10 protein-coding genes are annotated in these 19,652 nt (G+C 42.8%); 5 read left to right on the forward strand and 5 right to left on the reverse strand.

The features are described from left to right. The first annotated feature begins 50 nt into the window (after nucleotides 1-50). The 5 genes from M9189_RS08980 (at nucleotide 51) to M9189_RS09000 (ending at nucleotide 5,813) form a co-directional block, all read left to right on the forward strand. The gene (locus M9189_RS08980; RefSeq protein ID WP_250722497.1) at nucleotides 51-1,571 is read left to right on the forward strand and encodes a glycoside hydrolase family 10-like protein; all 1,521 of its coding nucleotides are present in this window, start codon (nucleotides 51-53) and stop codon (nucleotides 1,569-1,571) included. A gap of 6 nt (nucleotides 1,572-1,577) precedes the next feature. Further along, nucleotides 1,578-2,249, forward strand: coding sequence for a ferredoxin reductase domain-containing protein (locus tag M9189_RS08985; RefSeq protein WP_250722499.1), 672 nt, complete (start codon nucleotides 1,578-1,580; stop codon nucleotides 2,247-2,249). Continuing rightward, complete coding sequence (gene rlmN, locus M9189_RS08990) at nucleotides 2,249-3,295, forward strand: dual-specificity RNA methyltransferase RlmN (protein WP_250722501.1); 1,047 nt, start codon at nucleotides 2,249-2,251, stop codon at nucleotides 3,293-3,295. Before M9189_RS08985 ends, rlmN begins: the two co-directional genes overlap by 1 nt. A gap of 172 nt (nucleotides 3,296-3,467) precedes the next feature. Further along, the gene (locus M9189_RS08995; RefSeq protein WP_250722502.1) at nucleotides 3,468-4,421 is read left to right on the forward strand and encodes a bile acid:sodium symporter family protein; all 954 of its coding nucleotides are present in this window, start codon (nucleotides 3,468-3,470) and stop codon (nucleotides 4,419-4,421) included. Nucleotides 4,422-4,430: 9 nt separating this feature from the next. Beyond that, nucleotides 4,431-5,813 (forward strand): 1-acyl-sn-glycerol-3-phosphate acyltransferase, encoded by a 1,383-nt coding sequence (locus M9189_RS09000; RefSeq protein ID WP_250722503.1) that lies wholly within the window; start codon nucleotides 4,431-4,433, stop codon nucleotides 5,811-5,813. 139 nt (nucleotides 5,814-5,952) lie between these two features. Here M9189_RS09000 and galA read toward each other — a convergent pair whose 3' ends face one another. The 5 genes from galA to M9189_RS09025 form a co-directional block, all read right to left on the reverse strand. Then, entirely contained in the window at nucleotides 5,953-8,793 is a 2,841-nt protein-coding gene (gene galA / locus M9189_RS09005) for a beta-galactosidase GalA (RefSeq protein WP_250722505.1), read from the reverse strand. A 124-nt stretch (nucleotides 8,794-8,917) separates the two neighbouring features. Continuing rightward, complete coding sequence (locus tag M9189_RS09010; RefSeq protein ID WP_250722507.1) at nucleotides 8,918-11,746, reverse strand: TIM-barrel domain-containing protein; 2,829 nt, start codon at nucleotides 11,744-11,746, stop codon at nucleotides 8,918-8,920. A gap of 166 nt (nucleotides 11,747-11,912) precedes the next feature. Continuing rightward, nucleotides 11,913-16,010, reverse strand: a complete 4,098-nt coding sequence (locus M9189_RS09015; RefSeq protein WP_250722508.1) for a hybrid sensor histidine kinase/response regulator transcription factor — start codon at nucleotides 16,008-16,010, stop codon at nucleotides 11,913-11,915. A gap of 61 nt (nucleotides 16,011-16,071) precedes the next feature. Continuing rightward, entirely contained in the window at nucleotides 16,072-17,598 is a 1,527-nt protein-coding gene (locus M9189_RS09020; RefSeq protein ID WP_250722510.1) for a cellulase family glycosylhydrolase, read from the reverse strand. 62 nt (nucleotides 17,599-17,660) lie between these two features. Next, the gene (locus tag M9189_RS09025) at nucleotides 17,661-19,643 is read right to left on the reverse strand and encodes a hypothetical protein (protein ID WP_250722511.1); all 1,983 of its coding nucleotides are present in this window, start codon (nucleotides 19,641-19,643) and stop codon (nucleotides 17,661-17,663) included. Nucleotides 19,644-19,652 lie beyond the last annotated feature (9 nt).

The following is a 19,652-nucleotide window of genomic DNA, read 5'->3' on the forward strand; positions in this document are numbered from 1 at the left end:
AAAAATTTGGATAATTACACTATCTTAGTCGCCAAAACTCAGGCACATTTATGAAGTTACGATTACTCAAGCCTTGCGCGCTTTCCCTGCTTTTCGTATTAGCCTTCCACCCTGCTTTTTCAGAGAGTACAGATAACAGAACCAGGCAACTTCCTGTCGAATTCAGGGGTGTATGGGTTGCTACAGTCACCAACATTGACTGGCCTTCAAAGAGAACCCTGAGTGTTGAGGAACTTAAGAAAGAGGCTCTCAATATAATTGAGTTGCATCATAAAATGGGCATGAATACCATCATCCTGCAGGTAAGGCCTTCAGGTGATGCCATTTACCCTACAAACCTGGCGCCATGGTCTGTTTATCTAACAGGGAAACAAGGCAACGCACCTGAAGGCGGTTTTGACCCGCTTAAGTTTTGGGTGGATGAATGTAAGAAAAGGAATATTGAACTTCACGCATGGATAAATCCTTTCAGGGCATCACTTCACAGTACTGATTCACTTACAGAAAATCATCCTGCCAGACTTCATCCGGAGTGGGTTGTCGAATACAACGGTAAGTTGTATTTCGATCCGGGTATACCGGAAGTAAGACATCACCTGACTGAAGTTATAAGGGAGTTAGTAAGAAACTACGACATCGCTGCTATTCATATTGACGATTATTTCTACCCATACCCTGCTACCGGCTTTGTTTTCAAAGATTCAGCAAGCTATGAGGCCAGGTCGGAGGAAGAACGTCATCTCAGCATCCACGACTGGAGGAGGTCCAATACTGACAAATTTATAATGGAAGCCAGTGCTGCCATTCATGCAGAAAAGGCTTATGTGAAATTTGGTATCAGTCCCTTTGGAGTGTGGCGCAACAAGAGTGAAGACCCACGTGGAAGTGACACCAGAGCAGGGGTAACATCCTATGATCATCTGTATGCCGATGTGGTGAAATGGGCTCATCAGGGATGGATTGATTATGTTATACCTCAGATCTACTGGTCATCACGCGACAAAGCGGCCAACTTCCTGAAGCTTGCCCAGTGGTGGAATGATAATATCACTGACAGGCACCTGTATATTGGGCATGGGATATACAAAATCAATGGAACCCAGGAAAACTGGGATGACCCTAATGAGTTGAAACAGCAGATATTATTTTCAAGAAGTCTACGAAATGTAAAGGGCAGTGCCTTTTACAGCCACAACCATTTTCTTCGCAAAAACAACAATCTCAACCAACTACTTGAAGATTCCCTGTACAGGGATATCGCAGCTGTTCCCCCAATGGAGTGGCTTCAGAACAAAGCAAGGCCTGAACCTGTTAATAACCTCAAATACAAGCGCGGCCTTATCACCTGGGAAGCTCCAAGAGGTGCAAATACTACTGGAAAACCATTGCGTTATGTGGTTTATATAGCCAACGAGTCTGGCGGAGAAGCAGAATATATTACAAGGAGCAGGGTCTTCAAACCCGAAAGCAAAACAATGCCCGGAAGGGGGCGATTTTCAATCCAGGTGGCTGTTATGGATGCAGACAACAGCATCAGTGAGAAAAGTGAAGTTTTAAAAATAAGGTATTAACATCAAATGTCAGGAACAGGAAGAAGGAGAATAGAACTAAGACCTGCGGACGTAATTTCCAACACTGAGATTGTGCCCGGTGTGTATGTAATGGAGATTGAGAAACATAGTGATTTTGTCCCGGGACAACTTATTGCTGCAGCCCGACACCCTGATGATGAGCCACGGCTGTACAGTATTGCCTGTGGGAAAGATCATCCGACTTTGCGCATACTTTATGATGTAAAACCGGATGGAGTACTTACACCAGCTATGGCCGTCATGAAGAGTGGAGATGTGTTGTATATCTCATCACCCTTCGGGCGTTTTACCAGAACGCCCGAAAATTCCTGGTGGATAGCCACAGGCACAGGTATTGCCCCTTTCGTGTCAATGACTGAGTCGGGTGAGTCAGCCAACCGTACCCTTTTGCACGGAGCGCGTTACCGCGACAATTTTTTCTTTCAGGATCTTTTTATAGAAAGAATGGAAGGACGCTATCTGAGATTTTGTACGGGAGAGCAGGGGCCCGGACTGATTGAAGGGAGGATAACATCCTATTTAAAAGAAAGTAATGATATAAGGCCGGAAATTAAGTATTACCTTTGCGGCAGCGCAGATATGGTAGTTGAAGTACGTGATATCCTGCTTCAACGAGGTGTCCCTTTTGATAATATTATTGCGGAGATCTATTTTTGATGGACAACAGGGAAGCATTATTAGGAAAGACGCCTGAAGAACTCAGACAGGTAGTGGAGGAGCTGGACCTTCCTGGATTTACAGCATCACAGATAAGCAACTGGCTTTATCAGAAGAAGGTTGCTGGCATTGAAGAGATGACCAACCTGTCAAAGAAGGCCAGAGCCATGCTGCAGGATAAATATGTTGTAGGTCGCACGACACCTTCACGTGTACAGACTTCAGTAGATGGCACAAAGAAATATCTTTTCCCTGCACACAGGAATCTGTTCATTGAATCAGCTTACATACCAGAGGAAAATCGAAAGACCCTATGTGTCTCATCACAGGTGGGATGCAAAATGGGCTGTCTTTTTTGCATGACCGGCAAGCAGGGCTTTCAAGCCCAGCTTAGTGCAGGAGAGATTATCAACCAGGTATTGAGCATTGAGGAAAGTGACCAGCTCTCCAACCTGGTGTACATGGGTATGGGTGAGCCTATGGATAATCTGGATCAGGTTCTCAAGTCCCTTCAGATACTTACCTCCGAATGGGGTATGGGCTGGAGTCCTCGCCGTATCAATGTATCTACTATCGGAGTCATCCCTGCCATGCGCAGGTTTATAGAGGAAAGTGAGGCTCACCTTGCAATAAGTCTCCATTCCCCCTTTGATGAAGAGCGTCGGAGATTAATGCCGATTCAACAAGTGTATTCTATTGAGAATGTTGTTGAGACCCTGAGGGAATACGACTTTGGCCGTCAGAGAAGGATCTCATTTGAGTATATCATGTTTGACGGATTGAATGATACACCAAACCATGTAAAGGGTATCACCAAACTACTCAACGGCTTAAGGTGCAGGATAAACTTAATAAAGTTTCACTCCATCCCCGACTCACCTCTCAAAGGCACCTCACCTGAAAGGATGCAGTGGTTTGCCGACCAGCTCAATAAAAAAGGAATAGTCACTACAGTTCGCCGCTCACGTGGAGAAGACATATACGCTGCATGTGGTCTTCTGTCTACCAAGACCCTTGTGAAAAAAGAAGACACTAAGGATTTCTGATCTTCTTCAACATACTAATTTATGGTTAATGCTTCTGTGCATTGCTAGAACCCACCATATTTAGCATTTGGGGTGGCATACGTTTATGTTACCATTGAGAGCCACAGCATATTATTAAATTGTAAATCGTGAGATTTATAATTGTTTTGCTATTTTCGCAACTTCATTTTTTGTGCAAAGGCTAATGAAGGTACTTGATCAGGTAATACTTAACTTTTCGCAAGAGGGACTCTTTGCTCTCAACATAGTCATCGCCATGATAATGTTTGGGGTCGCGCTCGACATCAGATGGAGTCATTTCATTGACCTGCTGAAAAATCCAAAATCTCTGGTTGCCGGAGTTGTTGCTCAGTTCCTCCTTCTCCCCTCCCTTACCTTTCTACTGGTTCTTGCAATTCGCCCAACTCCGACTGTTGCTCTTGGAATGATATTGGTTGCATCATGCCCGGGTGGAAACGTGTCGAATTTTATGAGTTACCTGGCCAAAGGGAATACTGCTCTTTCAGTAGGACTTACAGCGGTTTCCACATCACTGGCAGTAATAATGACACCTCTCAATTTCACAATGTGGGGTAAGCTGTATCTCAACATTCTGGAACGTAATGATGCTTCGGCATATCTGGTTCCAATCGAACTAGACCTTATGGATGTAGCCTTTACAGTATTTCTACTGCTTGGACTTCCGGTTTTGTTAGGTATGCTCTGTCGAAACTATTTTCCGCGACTCACGGCAAAGATTACAAAGCCTATCCGTACCGGCTCAATAATAATTTTTATTTCATACATTGTTATACTGCTGGGAGCAAATTTTGATCCATTCAAGAAGTATATCCATCACATCTTCCTTGTTGTACTGCTGCACAATGGCCTGGCCCTAATGGCGGGTTATCTTCTTGCAAGGTTTATGAAACTACCAGTCACCGACCGGCGGTCGGTGACTATTGAGACAGCTATCCAGAATTCAGGTTTGGCGCTTGTGCTAATATTCAATCCCAGGATATTTCCGCCAGAACTGCAACTTGGCGGCATGGCCTTTATTGCAGCCTGGTGGGGCGTTTGGCACATAGTAAGCGGACTTACACTAGCCGGTCTTTGGTCGAGAAAAGCTCCGCAATTAAAGAGATAACGCTTAGGTATGAGTTACGAAAAGAGGTCGAGGGGTTATCAGCTTTTCAGGTATTATATCTGGTTCGTTGACAGGATGATACATAGACGTGTGGTAGTCCTTGGAAGAGAAAATATTCCACAGGGCAAACCTATTGTCTTTGCCCCCAACCATCAGAATGCCCTAAGTGATCCTATGGCAGTTCTTTTGAATGTAAGTCATCAGCCAGTGTGGCTTGCAAGGGCTGATATCTTCGGTAAAAACAGGATAATCGATGCCATACTTCGCTTCCTAAAGATCATGCCTGTATACCGCATGCGCGACGGTATAGACAGTCTTGGCAGAAACGATGAGACCTTCAAAAAATCAGTCCAGGTACTTGAAAACAACGGAGCACTGGCCCTGTTTCCAGAGGCCATGCATACATTCAAACGCCAGATTAGAGAGCATAAGAAAGCCATTCCAAGAATTGTCTTTATGGCGTTGGAACAGAGTGGAGGTCAGTTGGATATTCAGATAGTTCCTACAGGAATTTATTACAGCCATTATTGGAAATTCAACCGTAGCCTTATTGTTAATTTTGGAAAGCCGATCACCGTCAAATCATACTATGACGAATATCTTAATGATCCGCAAAGTGCAATGAAGAAGCTTAGGCTTGCACTGCAGGATGCATCCAGACAACTCACTGTAAATATTGAAAGTACTGAATACTACGACGAATTCGAGCTTGTAAGAGAGCTTTACGGTGGAACACACCATGAAGGAAGGCTGTCAGAGTCATCCAATAGTACTGATGAGAAGCTTTCGAAAGAATTCAAGGGAAAAACATCCGGTCGTATGCTTAGTGATATGAAACTTACCGGAAGACTTGATAAGTTTGAACGTGAACATCCCGATGAGGCTGCTGACCTGGTCAAAGAACTGAGAGGCTTCAATAATCTGCTTCACATGAACAAGCTCAACAATCTGGCAATAAACACTAAACCGGGCATCCTTTGCCTGCTTGCAAGAATACTTGGTCTGGCAGCCGGACTCCCTGTCTTTTTGTACGGTTTAATCTTCAATGCACTCCCCTACTTCGGAATTGACCTACTTGTAAAGTCCAAGATAAAGGATCAGGCATTTTGGAGCAGCGTTAGCTATGTACTTACCATAATTGTTTTTCCGCTGTTTTACATCCTTGAACTGTGGGCTGTGTCACCATGGGTACATGGATGGTGGAGACTTTTCTTCCTTATCAGTTTGCCGTTTGCCGGTAAACTGGCTTACTATTGGTACTCAGGGCTTATCATTACCTGCAATCTCGTTAAGTTATATATTACACGAAAATTTAAAAGGTCTGTCTGGAAGGAGATTAACAGAAAAAAAGAGGAATTATTTGCTAAGCTTGACAACTTGATCTTAAAATAAGTTCTTTAGAAGCACAGCCCTCCCCCAGTTAAGGAAGAGCTGAAGCAAAACATTATGATTTACATATAGTGTAGTACAAATAATAAATGAGCTTGCCCCGTAAGGACAAGCTCATTTATATTAAAGCACCACAACAGTTTTATCTTGCTTCTATTCTAAGTTCTGATGCTTTTAGCTTCTCTCCCTTTGCTTTTAAGACAATGTCTCCAGGCTCTCCATCTGATTGTATTATAACCTGAGCCAGCCCGTTAAATGTCTTTCTTTGCCACTGTGGGGCTGCATGATAGATTAAAATTTCACCTGGATCAGTATTCATCTCATCCCATATATTTTGCTTTACCAGTGGATATCCAAGAATCACCAGATGGTTATCTCCAACCTTAAGCATGGCCGGATCAAATCTTAAACTATGTCTATTGTAAGAGTCACTTAAGCTCTTGGCTATCAACTCACCATTAAGGTAAACAGACTGCCCTGTAGCAATACTGTTAAACAACCATGTTACCTGCCCTTTGATGTCTTCCTGTGTAAGCGTGAAACTACCCTTATAGACAGTTAGTTCCGGCTGGCTCCCTGGTTCTAAACCCTTAATCTGAAAAGCAGCTTCCCATGATACAGCATCAAATTCAGCACGGACAGCCTCATCAACATCAATACCTTCAGCCTTATGGGCCTTCCAATTTCCCGGTTTAATCCTTTTATATTGAGGGACAAACTGATCGGGTTCAAGAGAAGTAGGATCTCCATTTCCCACTCCGATAATACGTGCAGGACCACTTATGTCAAAGCTAACCAGATTTGCTGCATCAGGTACCGTACGTCCCTTGTTGTCTATTACTTTCACAGTAACAACAGCCAGATCCATTCTGTCAGCCTTAATTATTGTCTTGTCAGCTTCCAGCTTTAAACTATCCCCCTTCCCGGTAGTCTCCACTACTTTGACCAATCTTTTCTTTCCATCTTTAAATGCCACAGCCTTGATACTGCCAGGTTTAAATGGAACCTCCCAGCTCAGATAGCTATTCTTTTCCATTGTCTTACGTCCAAGACTCTTGTTGTTGAGGAAGAGTTCAACCTCATCCATATTGCTATATACCCACACATCTATTGGCTCTCCTTCACGTCCCTGCCAGTTCCAGTGAGGCAGGATATGCAGCACCTCCTCATTGGTCCACCATGATTTAAGATAGTATACATTGTCTTTGGGGAAACCGCAGAGGTCGTACATTCCAAAATAAGACACTACCGAAGGATATCTGAAGGGAGTGGGTTCCCCCCTGTAATCAAAACCGGTCCAGATAAACATTCCGGCTAAGTAGTCGCGTGCAGCATAGTGTTGCCAACCTTTACGAATTGCAAAGAAGCCACTTGGCGTATCTCTGTCATAGGCAGCTAAATATTGCTTTTCCGGATCATCTTCATAGATTCCTCTGGTAGTATTAGTTGAACCTTCTTCTGTGCCGACAGAAAACTGCCATGGAAAGCGTTCATGATGAAGGTCGGTATTGCCATGAAACAGGTAGTTATAGCCCATAAGTTCCACTACAGAACTAATACCTCTTCCCCAACTACCGCTTACAGCAGCATTAATTGGCCGTGTGTTATCGAAAAGCTTTGCATAGTCTTGCATTAGAGTAGCCATAGCTGCTCCTCTTTCATTATTCTCTATTGCCCATTCTTCATTTCCTATTGACCATGCTATGATGCTGGGATGGTTCCTGTCACGGATGATTAAACGTCTCAGATAGTCCAGCACTTGATCTGTTGTACCCATCAGACGATTCTCGCACAGTACCAGAATACCCATCCTGTCGGCAGCATCAAGCAAAGCAGGGGAGGGTGGATAATGAGCTGTACGATAAGCATTGCACCCCATAGCCTTCAACCGACCCAAGCGCCACTCTATCAATGCATCCGGCATAGCTGATCCCACTCCAGCATGATTCTGATGATTGTTGGTTCCTTTAAGTTTTACATGCCTTCCATTAAGGAAAAAGCCCTTGTCTGCAGTCCACTCAATGGTTCTTATGCCAAAAGAAGTAGTGTAAATATCAGTAGTTGTATCTCCCAGCAAAATGCAGCTTTCAACAGAATAGAGATAGGGGTCATCAATATCCCAGAGTCTGGGCTTTTCAACCTCAATTACGGCATCGTAGCTTTCACCTTCCTGTGGTCTGAGTGTATACTCCACACTATGCGTACGAGCTACTTCCCTTCCCTCTCGATCCTTTATAATATTCAATATTCTGAAGGAGGTATTTTCCTGATACTTATTGCGAACCTCAGTAGTAATATAGACAGCAGCATCATTATCTCTGAGTTCTGACCTCACAAAGGTTCCATATTGCGGTACGTATAAGGGTTTTGTACTGGTAAGCCAGACATGGCGGTAAATGCCTGCACCTTCGTAAAACCAACCTTCCTCGAGGCTGGCATCAACTCTGACAGCTATTACATTACTGCCTCCAAAGTTGAGATACTCAGTAATATCAAAACCGAAACTGGTGTACCCACTAGGTTCGTTTCCGCAGTAAAACCCATTGACCCAAACCCTTGCATTTCTGAATACACCATCAAACTCAAGGAAAAACCTCCGTCCTCGCTCTTTCTCTTCCACAACAAAGTGCTTCCTATACCATCCCACACTGTATTCCGGGAAAGCATAGCCGACAGTTTTATATCCATGTGAATGGCTTGCATTGGGAGCGAAAGGCAGTTCGGCTACCCAGTCATGTGGCAAATCAAGGGGTCTCCAGCTACGATCATCAAAGTTTGCAGCCGCAGGTCCGTCACCATAGCCGGCCTTGGCAAGGTATGTAAAATAAGCAGTTCCGTGATTAAAATCCCTTCGTGGATCTCCCGCATGTCCCAAGGCAAATTTCCAGTCAAAATCCATTAGGATACGATCCCGTGGGGATGCATTAAGCCCTCCCAGGCTTAATGCAAATAATATCAAGCCTGCAATGATTCTTGTTTTCATAGCCATATAAATCACATTATTGCGAGACAGGTACAGAAGTCTATTCCGGTACTTTCCCTGCCCTTAAAACCGTTTTTGAATAAGAAGGGTATCCCGTATGAAAGAGATACCCTCGTGGAAAAGACTAGTATTTAGACACTACAAGTTCTTCACCGTTGTAGTTAAAAACCTGTCCTTTTGTAAGATTTGACGGTGCGTATGCGAATCCCCTTTCCTTACTGGCAAAGATAACTCTGAATTGCCTGTTTTCCTTCATACCCGGGAAAGACCCTTCACGTTTGCCTATAATAAGTTTTTGATCAGCTTCGCTATAGTTTAACTCGATTGTCGAATAAGCTCCATTCTCGTAGTTATAGTTGTTACCCTCATCCTCATACAGGGTAAAAACACCATCTTTACCTGTATAAACCACTATGGTCACTGTTTCATCAGAAGCCTGTTCTGCATACTGAAGCTCAGGACCGAAGGGTATAATTGCTCCTTCCGGAACAAAGAGAGGTATACGGTCTAAGGGTGCATCAGCATTCAACTTATTACCACCATTGATCAAAGCACCAGTGTGGAAGTTATACCAATCATTACCCTCCGGCAGATACAACTCACGGCTGCGGGCCTTGTACTCATATACAGGACATACCAGGAAGGCAGGTCCAAACATATACTGATCGTTGATATCATAGACATTCTTGTCATGTGGATAATCCATTGCCATGCCCCTCATAATAGTGTAGTCCTTGTGATATACAGCACCAGCAAGGCTGTAAATATATGGAAGCAATCTGTAACGCAGCTTATTGTACTCCAGCATTGTATTATATACAGGGTGTCCCACTGGAGATATGTTATACATTTCTCTAAAGGGATACTGTCCATGGGTTCTGAATAATGGTACGAAGGTACCAAACTGGTGCCAACGTGCATTTAGTTCACGCCATTCATTCATATCTTCAGATCCTTCTACAGCCCTCTCATAGCGTTTCTCAACACAGAACCCACCATTATCCATGGTCCAATATGGTAGGCCTGACATAGAAAAATTGACTCCCGCACTGATCTGAGCCTTCATATCCTCCCAAACAGTTCCAATATCACCACTCCATGTAACAGTACCATAGCGTTGCATACCTGCAAAACCAGAACGTGTGAGGATAAATACTCGCTTGCTGTTATCAAATTCACGCTGCCCTTCATAGATACCTTTTGCATTCATCAGGGCATATGCGTTAAAATACTTTGTAGAAGGACCAAGGTAGGTAGGATTCATCAATAACTTTCGGTATTCAACACTTGCATTTGACAGTATATCCGGTTCGGTAGCATCCAACCACCATGCGTCAACACCAAGTGAATAAAGGTTTTCTCTTATCTGGTCCCAGAAGAGTTTTCTGGCTCCAGGATTATATGCATCATAAAATGAACCTATATATCCTTTACCTACCCAGTCACGTATACTGTCCTCAACAGCCAATCTGTACATCCAGCCTTTTTCATCAAACTGCTTAAAATTATCTGTGGTATGATAGTATTTGGGCCAAACGGAGATCATGATTTTGGCATTGTTTTCATGCACCTCATCAACCATAGCCTTGGGATCAGGGAAACGCTCGAGGTCAAACTTCTGACTACCCCAGCTGTCCTCCTCCCAGTAAAACCAGTCCATAACAATAACATCTACAGGGATCTGATTCTTGCGTAAATCCTTCAATGCTCCTAAAAGTTCATCCTGCGTTTTGTATCGTTCACGGCTCTGCCAAAATCCCATTGCCCACTTTGGCATAACCTGCGCCTTACCTGTAATATAACGGTAACCGGCTATTACCTCATCCATAGATTCGCCCTTGATAAAATAATAGTTTATCTCATCTCCCATTTCTGAGTAGAATGAGATGTTCTTCCTTTCTTCAAGATCTACTGGGGTATGAACTTTAAGGCCAATGTAAGAAACACCTCCATCTGGCAGCCAGTCTAGTTTGATACTGTAACGATTTCCTGCTTTGAGCTCTTTTTTAATCTTAGCAACAGATGGGTTCCATGCCGTACGCCACCTGTCGGCTACAAGTTCACCATCAATCCAAAGTTTGGTATAGCCAGCATAGTACAGCAGAAAATCATATATACCATCTTCCCTTGGTTGGAACTCCCCTTCCCAGGTTATCCTTGAATCATTGAAGTTGAATCCTTCCGGGAAATTATTCACAGTTTCCAGATTTTCGTAATCTATATTTGCCTCACGCCTAACAGTAAAAATATCTGAGCCGTCAGTATTGTTCATATAGGTGGCAGTCAAAGCTCCTTCCTTTCCTTCAGCATCAAACAACACCAATTGATCTATCTGACCATAGGGCCTTGGATCTCCATAGCGCGACAACGAATAATTATCCCATAGAATTCCATAATTTGCTGTAGAAACAATAAAAGGAACAGAAACCTTTGTATTATACTGAAAGAGTTCCTCATTAGCTCCCTTGTAATTCATCTCATGAGCCTGATGTTGTCCCAAGCCGTAAATACCTTCAGTGTCATCTGCTGATTTCCATACCTGACGCAGTTCGTATCCCTTAACTCCATCAACCTCTATACTATTGAAGGTTCTGCCTCCCTCAGCTTCATTTATTATTAGGTTACCATCCCTATCAAAGAAAGACACTTCCCCTGTTTCCAGATTGGTTCTTGCAATTAGTTTTTCAGTAAGTAGAGATATATATCCCTCACCTTCCTCAACCTCATAGTTAATTTCTTTATCAGCCTTCCTAATTGCCACAAGACTTTCATTTGCAGAAAATTGGCCTGCGATGGTTGCTCTCACATGAATTATCGTGGGAGAGATAATTTCGAGTCTAACCAACTCTCCCTTTTCAGTTTTTATCTCAATACCTGAATCCGTTCTGGTAAATGAACCCCCTTGGTTGCAGGATACAGTAATCATCAATATTACCACTAATAGATACTTCACAATACATTTCATCATTTACATTATCTTAATTTATACTACTATTGTCTGTCCAATTTTAAAGTTAGTAACAGGATCAATAGCAGACCCTCCAAATTGATTAATAATGATGGCGCAATTGTATTCCGGAGGTGGTAAAATGTATTTGGCAGGTATGACAAACACATATTCAGCCTTCCTCTATTTGTTTATTATCAGAACCTTGACCGTTTTTTGCATATTCAGAGGGCACCATTCCAAATTCTTCTTTGAAATAGCGCGAAAAATACTTTGGGTCATTAAATCCTACCATGTAAGCTATCTCACTAACTGTCAACTGACTCTTCTCAAGATATTGAGCAGCTCTCTTCAGACGCATAACTCTGATAAATTCAACTGGTGTCTTCCCGGTCAGTGCAAGTAATTTATTGTATAGATGTCCCCTGCTTACTCCTAGCTCCCTACTTAGTTTTTCAACATTAAAATCACTGCTGCCCATGTTCTTCTCAACTATTTTCAGTACTTTATTAAGAAACTTCTCATCAAGTGAGGTAATACCAATCTCACCTGGTTTAATCTCAAAGCGTTTCCCGAACCTGCTATGCCACTCATTACGTAAGGTTATAAGCCTCTCTATCTTAAGTTCCAGCACAGCATAACTAAAAGGTTTTGTAATAAACTCATCAGCCCCTGCTTCTAAACTCTCAAGCTCGTGTACTGTGGCAGTGCGGGCTGTAAGCAGGATTATTGGAATATGAGAAGTACGCTCATCAGCCTTCAGTCTTTTGCATAATGTTATACCATCTATGCCGGGCATAACAACATCGCTAACTATCAATCCGGGCATTTTCTTGACTGCAAGTTCGAAAGCTGATACCCCATCCGCTGCTTCCAGTACTCTATATTTGAGTCCCAGGTTATCTTTAAGATAAGAACGTAAATCATCATTATCCTCAGCAACCAGAATAAGTGGAAGACCAGGAGACTCACATGTTGAATCCTGCATACTATCTGCCTCTACCACATCAATAACCTGATCCTCTTCTTGGAGAGGCAACTCAAGGATAAAAGAGCTGCCATATCCGGGGCTGCTCTCTACAAATATCCGTCCGCCATGCATCCTGGCATATTCCCTGCAAAGAGAAAGTCCAATACCGCTCCCCTGATTATAAGCTGCATCATTATCCGGATTCTGGAAGAAACGCCCAAAGATCTTTTCATGGATTTCAAGTGGTATTCCAATACCACTGTCTTTCACGACCAGTCTAATACCCCCATGTACTGAGCGACTTACAGACATTTCAACACAGCCTTCTTCATAAGTAAACTTATGGGCATTTGACAGTAAGTTAAATACTATCTTCTCGATCTTATCATGGTCAAAGCTACATACATAGGACTGCAGCTCACTGCTGAAGGTGAAATCAATCCGTTTGTTCCCAAATAGATCTACAAAAGCATTAGATGCTTCATGTAGGAAGCTTATCAGGTCTCCTTTAAGAGGTTTAAGCTGAATATTGTCCTGTTCAAGTTTTCTGAAATCCAGAAGCTGGTTGACCAGATTTAGTAGGCGCCGTGCATTACGCTGTATCAGTTCTATCTGTGCCCTTATCTGATCATCATCAATAACCTTAAGCAGCCTCTCGGTAGGTGTCAGTATAAGTGTAAGAGGAGTTCTGAATTCATGGCTTACATTTGTAAAAAACGTCAACTTCATCGAGTCAAGCTCTCTCATTCGCCTAAACTCATCTAGTTCCTGCTGCCTCAGGTACTTCATCTCAGCTCTCCTCCTGATGGTATAGGTAAGCAGTAGTACCAGCAGGCAGAAAACCACAAAATACACAGCATAAGCAAAGCCTGTGGCATAAAATGGAGGGGCTACAACAATCTTAAGGATTGCTTCCTGGCTTTTATCCCAGCTACCATCGCTTGCAGCAGCCTTCACCCTAAAAGTATAGTCACCAGGGTTCAGGTTGGTATAGGTAGCAGACTGCTTGCCTACACCGGTCTCAATCCAATTTTCATTGAAGCCCTCAAGGATATAGCGATACCGGGTTCTCTCATGATCAAAGAAATTTATAGCAGTAAATTCTATCGTGAACTCATTCTGGTTATACTTCAGGTAAATAGTCTCGCACAAATTAAGTGACTTGGGCAAAACAAGCTTGTTGCCCAGTTCCTCTCCTATCTCAACCTTTTTATTGTTGATATACAGGTTACTTAGAATTACAGGATAGTTCCTCTGGCTTGTGACAATATCTTCCGGCCGGAAGATATTGAAACCATTTACACCTCCAAAGACCAGTTCACCAGTTGAAAGACCTAAAGCCGCATGCTCATTGAATTCCCGGGCTTGAAGGCCGTTTGTCACATCATAGTTGTAGCAGGTAATAGTATTTGGGTCTTCGTCAGTTCTAAGATTCGATAATCCATTAAGGGTTGATATCCACAGATTACCACGACTATCCGGAAGGATTGATATTATATTATGGTCAGGAAGTCCGTCATCTTCTCTAAAAACTTTGAATGTGCCACTCTCCCGATCAAAAAGGTTAAGACCATTTCGTGTACCAACCCAAATTCTACCCTGGGCATCTTCTGTTATGCAAAGTACATGACTATGGCTTAGTGAGCCCGCTTGTCCGGCACTTGATGAAAAGCTCCTGAAGCGTCCCGATGAAGTCTCAAGCATATTAAGTCCACTTGAAGTACCTATCCATAAATCACCTTTACTATCAGAGTACAGAGCAAGAATATAATCAGAATTGACCGAATTAAAGGTACCCTGCCTATGATGAATAAACCCATCAATTCGTTCGTCATATAACTCCAAGCCGCCACCAAGTGTTCCTATCCATAAACGATTGTCCTTATCCTCCACTATTTGCCAAATGCGACTATCCGTAATACTTGACGGATTACCCGGATCAGGCATATAACGCTTAAAACGGCCGTTTACAAAACAGTTGAGTCCTCCCTGATAGGTGCCAACCCAAAGGCGACCTTTACGATCCATATGCAGTGAGACAACTATATTGTTGCTAAGACTTTTCGGATCATTGGGATCGTGTCTGTAATGAGTAAATTTCAGGTTCTTACGGTCGAAATAGACAAGACCGTCATCGTTTGTTCCTATCCACAGGTTACCTTTGCCATCCTCTGCAAAACAGTTTACATCATTTGAGAAGTAATTGCTCTCATTGGATGGACTTGAGTAATACCATTCAAATTGAAACAGTTCCGGGTGATAGTAATTGACTCCGTTTTTGAACGTACCCACCCAGATTATTCCATCATTAGTCTTACAAAGGGAAGTGATGGTGTTGGCACTTATACTAGTCTCATCACCAGGCTTGTTTTTAAATATTGTTGATGTGCCATTTTCCTTGTCTAGAATGTACAGGCCACCATGATCCGTACCGACCCATATTCTTCCGAAGTTATCCTCTTCTACATCCGAGATGCAAACTACTGGAAACCTCTCCTCAGACTCAAGTGCCCTAAATACAGAGACTTTATCTCTATCTGGATCATAATGAAAAAGCTCCTCGTCATTTCGAGGATTGAAAAGCCATAAATGCTCTCCAGAGTCAACAAATAGTCTAAAAGTCTCAGCGACAGCGGTCGCTGGTCTGCCTATATACATGTCTATTACTCTTATAGACTCTAAACTCTTACGATCAATAATTTCTATATAAGCACTTTCGTAGGCTACATAAAGTATCTTTTCTGTAACAACCAGGTCCACTACCCTTCTGCTATTAATTGGAAGACTGTCTTTCCTGCTTATTATGACATTCTGGAGCGTTTTGCTGTCACCATCATAAAACCATAATCCACTATCCCTGTGTCCAATCCATGTATTGCCTTCTCCATCTGCCATTACAGTTCTGACACCCACACGTACCAATGTCGTATCCATCTCTAGAAATGGATGTGTGGATCCAAAAGTTTCAGTTTCAGGGTTATAAAAATAAACACTCTCATTTGTCAGCAACCACAACCTACCTGTGTGATCCTCAAAAATATCGGTAATAATATTCTCAGGAAGGGAATTTGGGTCTCGCGGGTCATTTTTAAACACCCTGAATGTATGACTGTCAAAACGGTTTAGGCCTGATACGGAAGCCAGCCAGAGGTAACCATTACTGTCTGCAAATATTGCATTTATCTGATTGTTGGATAATCCCTGATCTGAGCTGATACGATGAAAAAAGTTATGAGCTTGCTGGGCAGAAGCAATGCAGGCCAGGATAGAAAACAGAAGAAGAGAAAAAAAGTGTCTCATGGACTATAATCCTTTGTGTAATGAGACGTTAATTTACACATAACTTTGATTGTAGACCATACTAATTCTCTCCTTTGGCCTTCATTATTGCATCAAGGGCACCCTGATCAACTATTTTTCCATTATTTCGGTCAAATATTGCTGAACCATTATTTCCGGCATAACCGTTATCCCAATAGATAGGTACCAGCCCGTTCTTAATTGCTTCGCGGGTTAGATATTCAATATAGTAAACACGCGATGCCTGGTGCAGTTCATACTTATCTGAAGGCAGATCCTTCCTATGTAATGGACTGTATTCGCCCAGAATAACCGGGATCCCTTTATCCACAAAGTTTGTCTTCATCAGAGCCATTTGCTCTTCAAGCCATTCCTCCTGTCCCCAGCTGCCGACATCACCTCCTTCAGCTATGCTTCCCCACTGGGTATTGTATGGCGCATCTTCCTTGAGGGTATACTCCCAGGGATCGTAGTAGTGAACCTCTGCGAATAATCTATCCTCTTTATCATCCGCAGGCATTACAAACCCATTTACGGTATGGGAAATATTTGTGTTAAAGCCCTGTACTACAAGATGTCTGTAAGCATTGCGCCCACCAGTGCCTCTTACCGTACTGACAAAGGTCTGGTTAAAAGAGTTTTGTACAGCCAGATACTCAGCAGTAGGAGTTCCGTAGTCGTTCTCCATCATAACCTCATTAGTGCCCGCAAATAGCAAATGATCGTCATAATCTCTGAAATATGCAGCTATTTGTTCCCAGTATTTTGCTAGTCTGGTATTAATTTCATCCTGCTTATCATAGGTCGGGTGATTAAGCCATCCCCCATCCCAATGAATATTAATTATCACAAACATATCATTGTCCAGAGCAAAGTTTACAATCTCTTCAACACGCTTCAACCATTGCAGAGATATTAGCATATTTTCCTTGTCTGCAAGTTTGTGCGACCATGAAACCGGGACCCGTATAGTATTGAAACCGGCTTCCCTGACAGTTGTAATAAACTCCTTTGTGGTCGCAGGATTGCCCCATGAAGTTTCGCCACCACTGTACACTCCGTTATTTACAATTACCGCCTCTAGGGAATTGCCCAAATTCCATCCTACACCCATTAGTTCAGACAATTCCAGAGAACTAAGGTCACGCATCCCGGTATTATCAACTTGAATATAAGGTTCATAACTAAAGATATCTTCACCTGAAGGTAAACCACCCTCTGCGGGGGCCTGGGTTAACTGTAAGCGTACAGGTTGCGCCCCCTGTGCACTTACAGTTATTGCAGCTGATCTATTTGTTGTGCTATTGTTTTTATCAGCCGTGAATTTAACTATTGCATCGCCCTTAGATACACTAATATTGGGGCGCACCCAGCTTATTCCGGTGAAATCTATATTCCATGAACCATTGCTATTGATGCTGACCTCCTTTTCACCACCATCACTCTCAAAAGAAAGGCTGGTGGGATTTACATCCAGGTAAACTTCCTCCTCCTCGATAGGGGTAACTTCATCTTTATCATCCTTGCATGCGAAGCAGCCAAAGCAAAACAGACCTATCAATAATATACTAATGCTTCCTCTCATCATAAGGTGCTGCTAATTACATAGTCAAAGGCCCGCGGGCCTTTGACCCTTAGATAATTGTCATATTACTCAACCGGAACAAATACATAGCCCATAGGCATTGCATCTTCTCCACTTAATTCCTGAGATCTCATGACCTGAAAAATAAGAACATTTTCCTCAGCTCTGAAGACAGTTATATTTCCCCAGTCAGCTACCGCATAGTCAGCAGTCCATGGGTGCAACATATCAACAGATAACTTAAGGCTCCAGGTATCAAGATTAAAGACCCAGATTCCATTGAGTGTAACAATCTCATCTGTCTCAAGCACGTCACCTGTTTGTGGCAGACCTCTTCTAACCAATGTCTGTGTTACACCACCAAGCTCTTCCTCATATGTAAAGCATCTTACCCTTTGTTTGATGATCACAGTTCCATCCTCATTAAATTTCATTGTTCCATAGTCAATACCTACTTCACCTGCACCATATTGTTCTCCGGGTAGAGGATTCCATGACCATGAAGCATAATCAGAAAAGATTACTGGTCCTTGGTACCTTCCTTCAGCCCAGGGGGCATCAACATCATACTCTCTGTCTGAGTCAATCTTCCAGGTCTTTGAGCAAAGATATCCCTTAACTATAGCGGCCGGATCAGAACCAGCTCCACCGCTTACTGAAGGCACAAGGTGATAGGCAACATATTCGGGTTTTACAGGATCCTTAGCTCCGACCCACATTCCTGATAGATTTCCAAGACCGTCTTTTTCTATTGACAATATGCGAAGCTGCTTATCTGCAGTAAGTTCAAAATTAGCCCATCCAACTACCGGAAATGACGGATTAATACCTGTAAATGTGTAGAATCCTTTATCATCCAGAGTATAACTACCTTGCTCCACATTGCCATCAGGTGCAGTATAAACAACAGCTCCCGTTGAAGAATTTATCTGAAGTGAGAAGCCTTCATATATTGAAGGATCTACAACACCCAGCCAGTCAGGATAATCAGCAGGTTGATTCCAACCATTCATCCTGCTTCCATCCAGATTAGCCCAGTCAATAGGATTACTTGTTGATAATTTCCAGGTAATCACATCAGTAACCGCAATAACCTTTGAAACATCATCCTTCCATCCTGCAGGCAATACCGGTTCAGGATCTGGCATATCATCAGGGACCCAGTTGTCGTAATAGTCCTTTGATATAAAATTATAAACCAAAAGGCAGGGATCTTCTCCAGATAAGGCCTTATCCCTGAGGACAGCCAACTGCATAGTGTTTTCTGTAAGTGACATTAGCTTGATATCGCCCCAGTTGACCACATGTCCGTCCCGATTTGAATCATGAAGCGGTGATGCATCTGTAATAGTGAGCTTTTTGGCAGCAGCATCAAGGAAGAAGGTTCCTGACTCCTGCCTACCAAGCATTTTATGATCTACGGTTATTACCGCGTTACCCTTAAGACTAAAGGTCATACTTCCATAGTCGCCTGCTGCCATGAGCCAGGAATTTCCTTTCCAGTCCGGTTGCCAGTTCCATACATCACCTTCAACTGTCTGTCCTTCGGTCACAGTAGCCCAACTGTCATCAGTACCATAGAAATAAAGGGGGCCTGCAAAGTAACGACTTTCACCATCAGCATTCAGATCAAGATACCAGACTTTTTCATTTCCAACACCACCGGTTAGAAGTGTCCATAAAGGATCGCTAACATAGTTTAAATTGTTTGTTGTAATAGTAACCACCAATGGATCAGCCTGAACAACACCTCCGCGAGAAATAACTCCGTATACAAAGGTGTAGTCACCGGCAAAGGGTATTCGTACCGTATCCTGCAGTTTTGTACTGCGTCCCATTGGAGTAATCCAGTAAGGCTGAGTTCCTGGATTCAGTGCTTTTATTATCACTGCGTTCGGGTCATCCGAATCCTGTACTACTTCATATTTAAGTTCACTCTTGCTCAGGACCTGACCCAACTCATACTCATCGGGCTGGCATGCGGTTGTCAACACCACGGTTGCCACAAATGCTGACTTTAATATATTTATGAATTTCAAAGTTTTCATTGTTCACGT

Origin of the sequence: Xiashengella succiniciproducens (genome assembly GCF_023674465.1) — a bacterium.
GTDB classification, from domain to species: Bacteria; Bacteroidota; Bacteroidia; order Bacteroidales; family Marinilabiliaceae; genus Geofilum; species Geofilum succiniciproducens.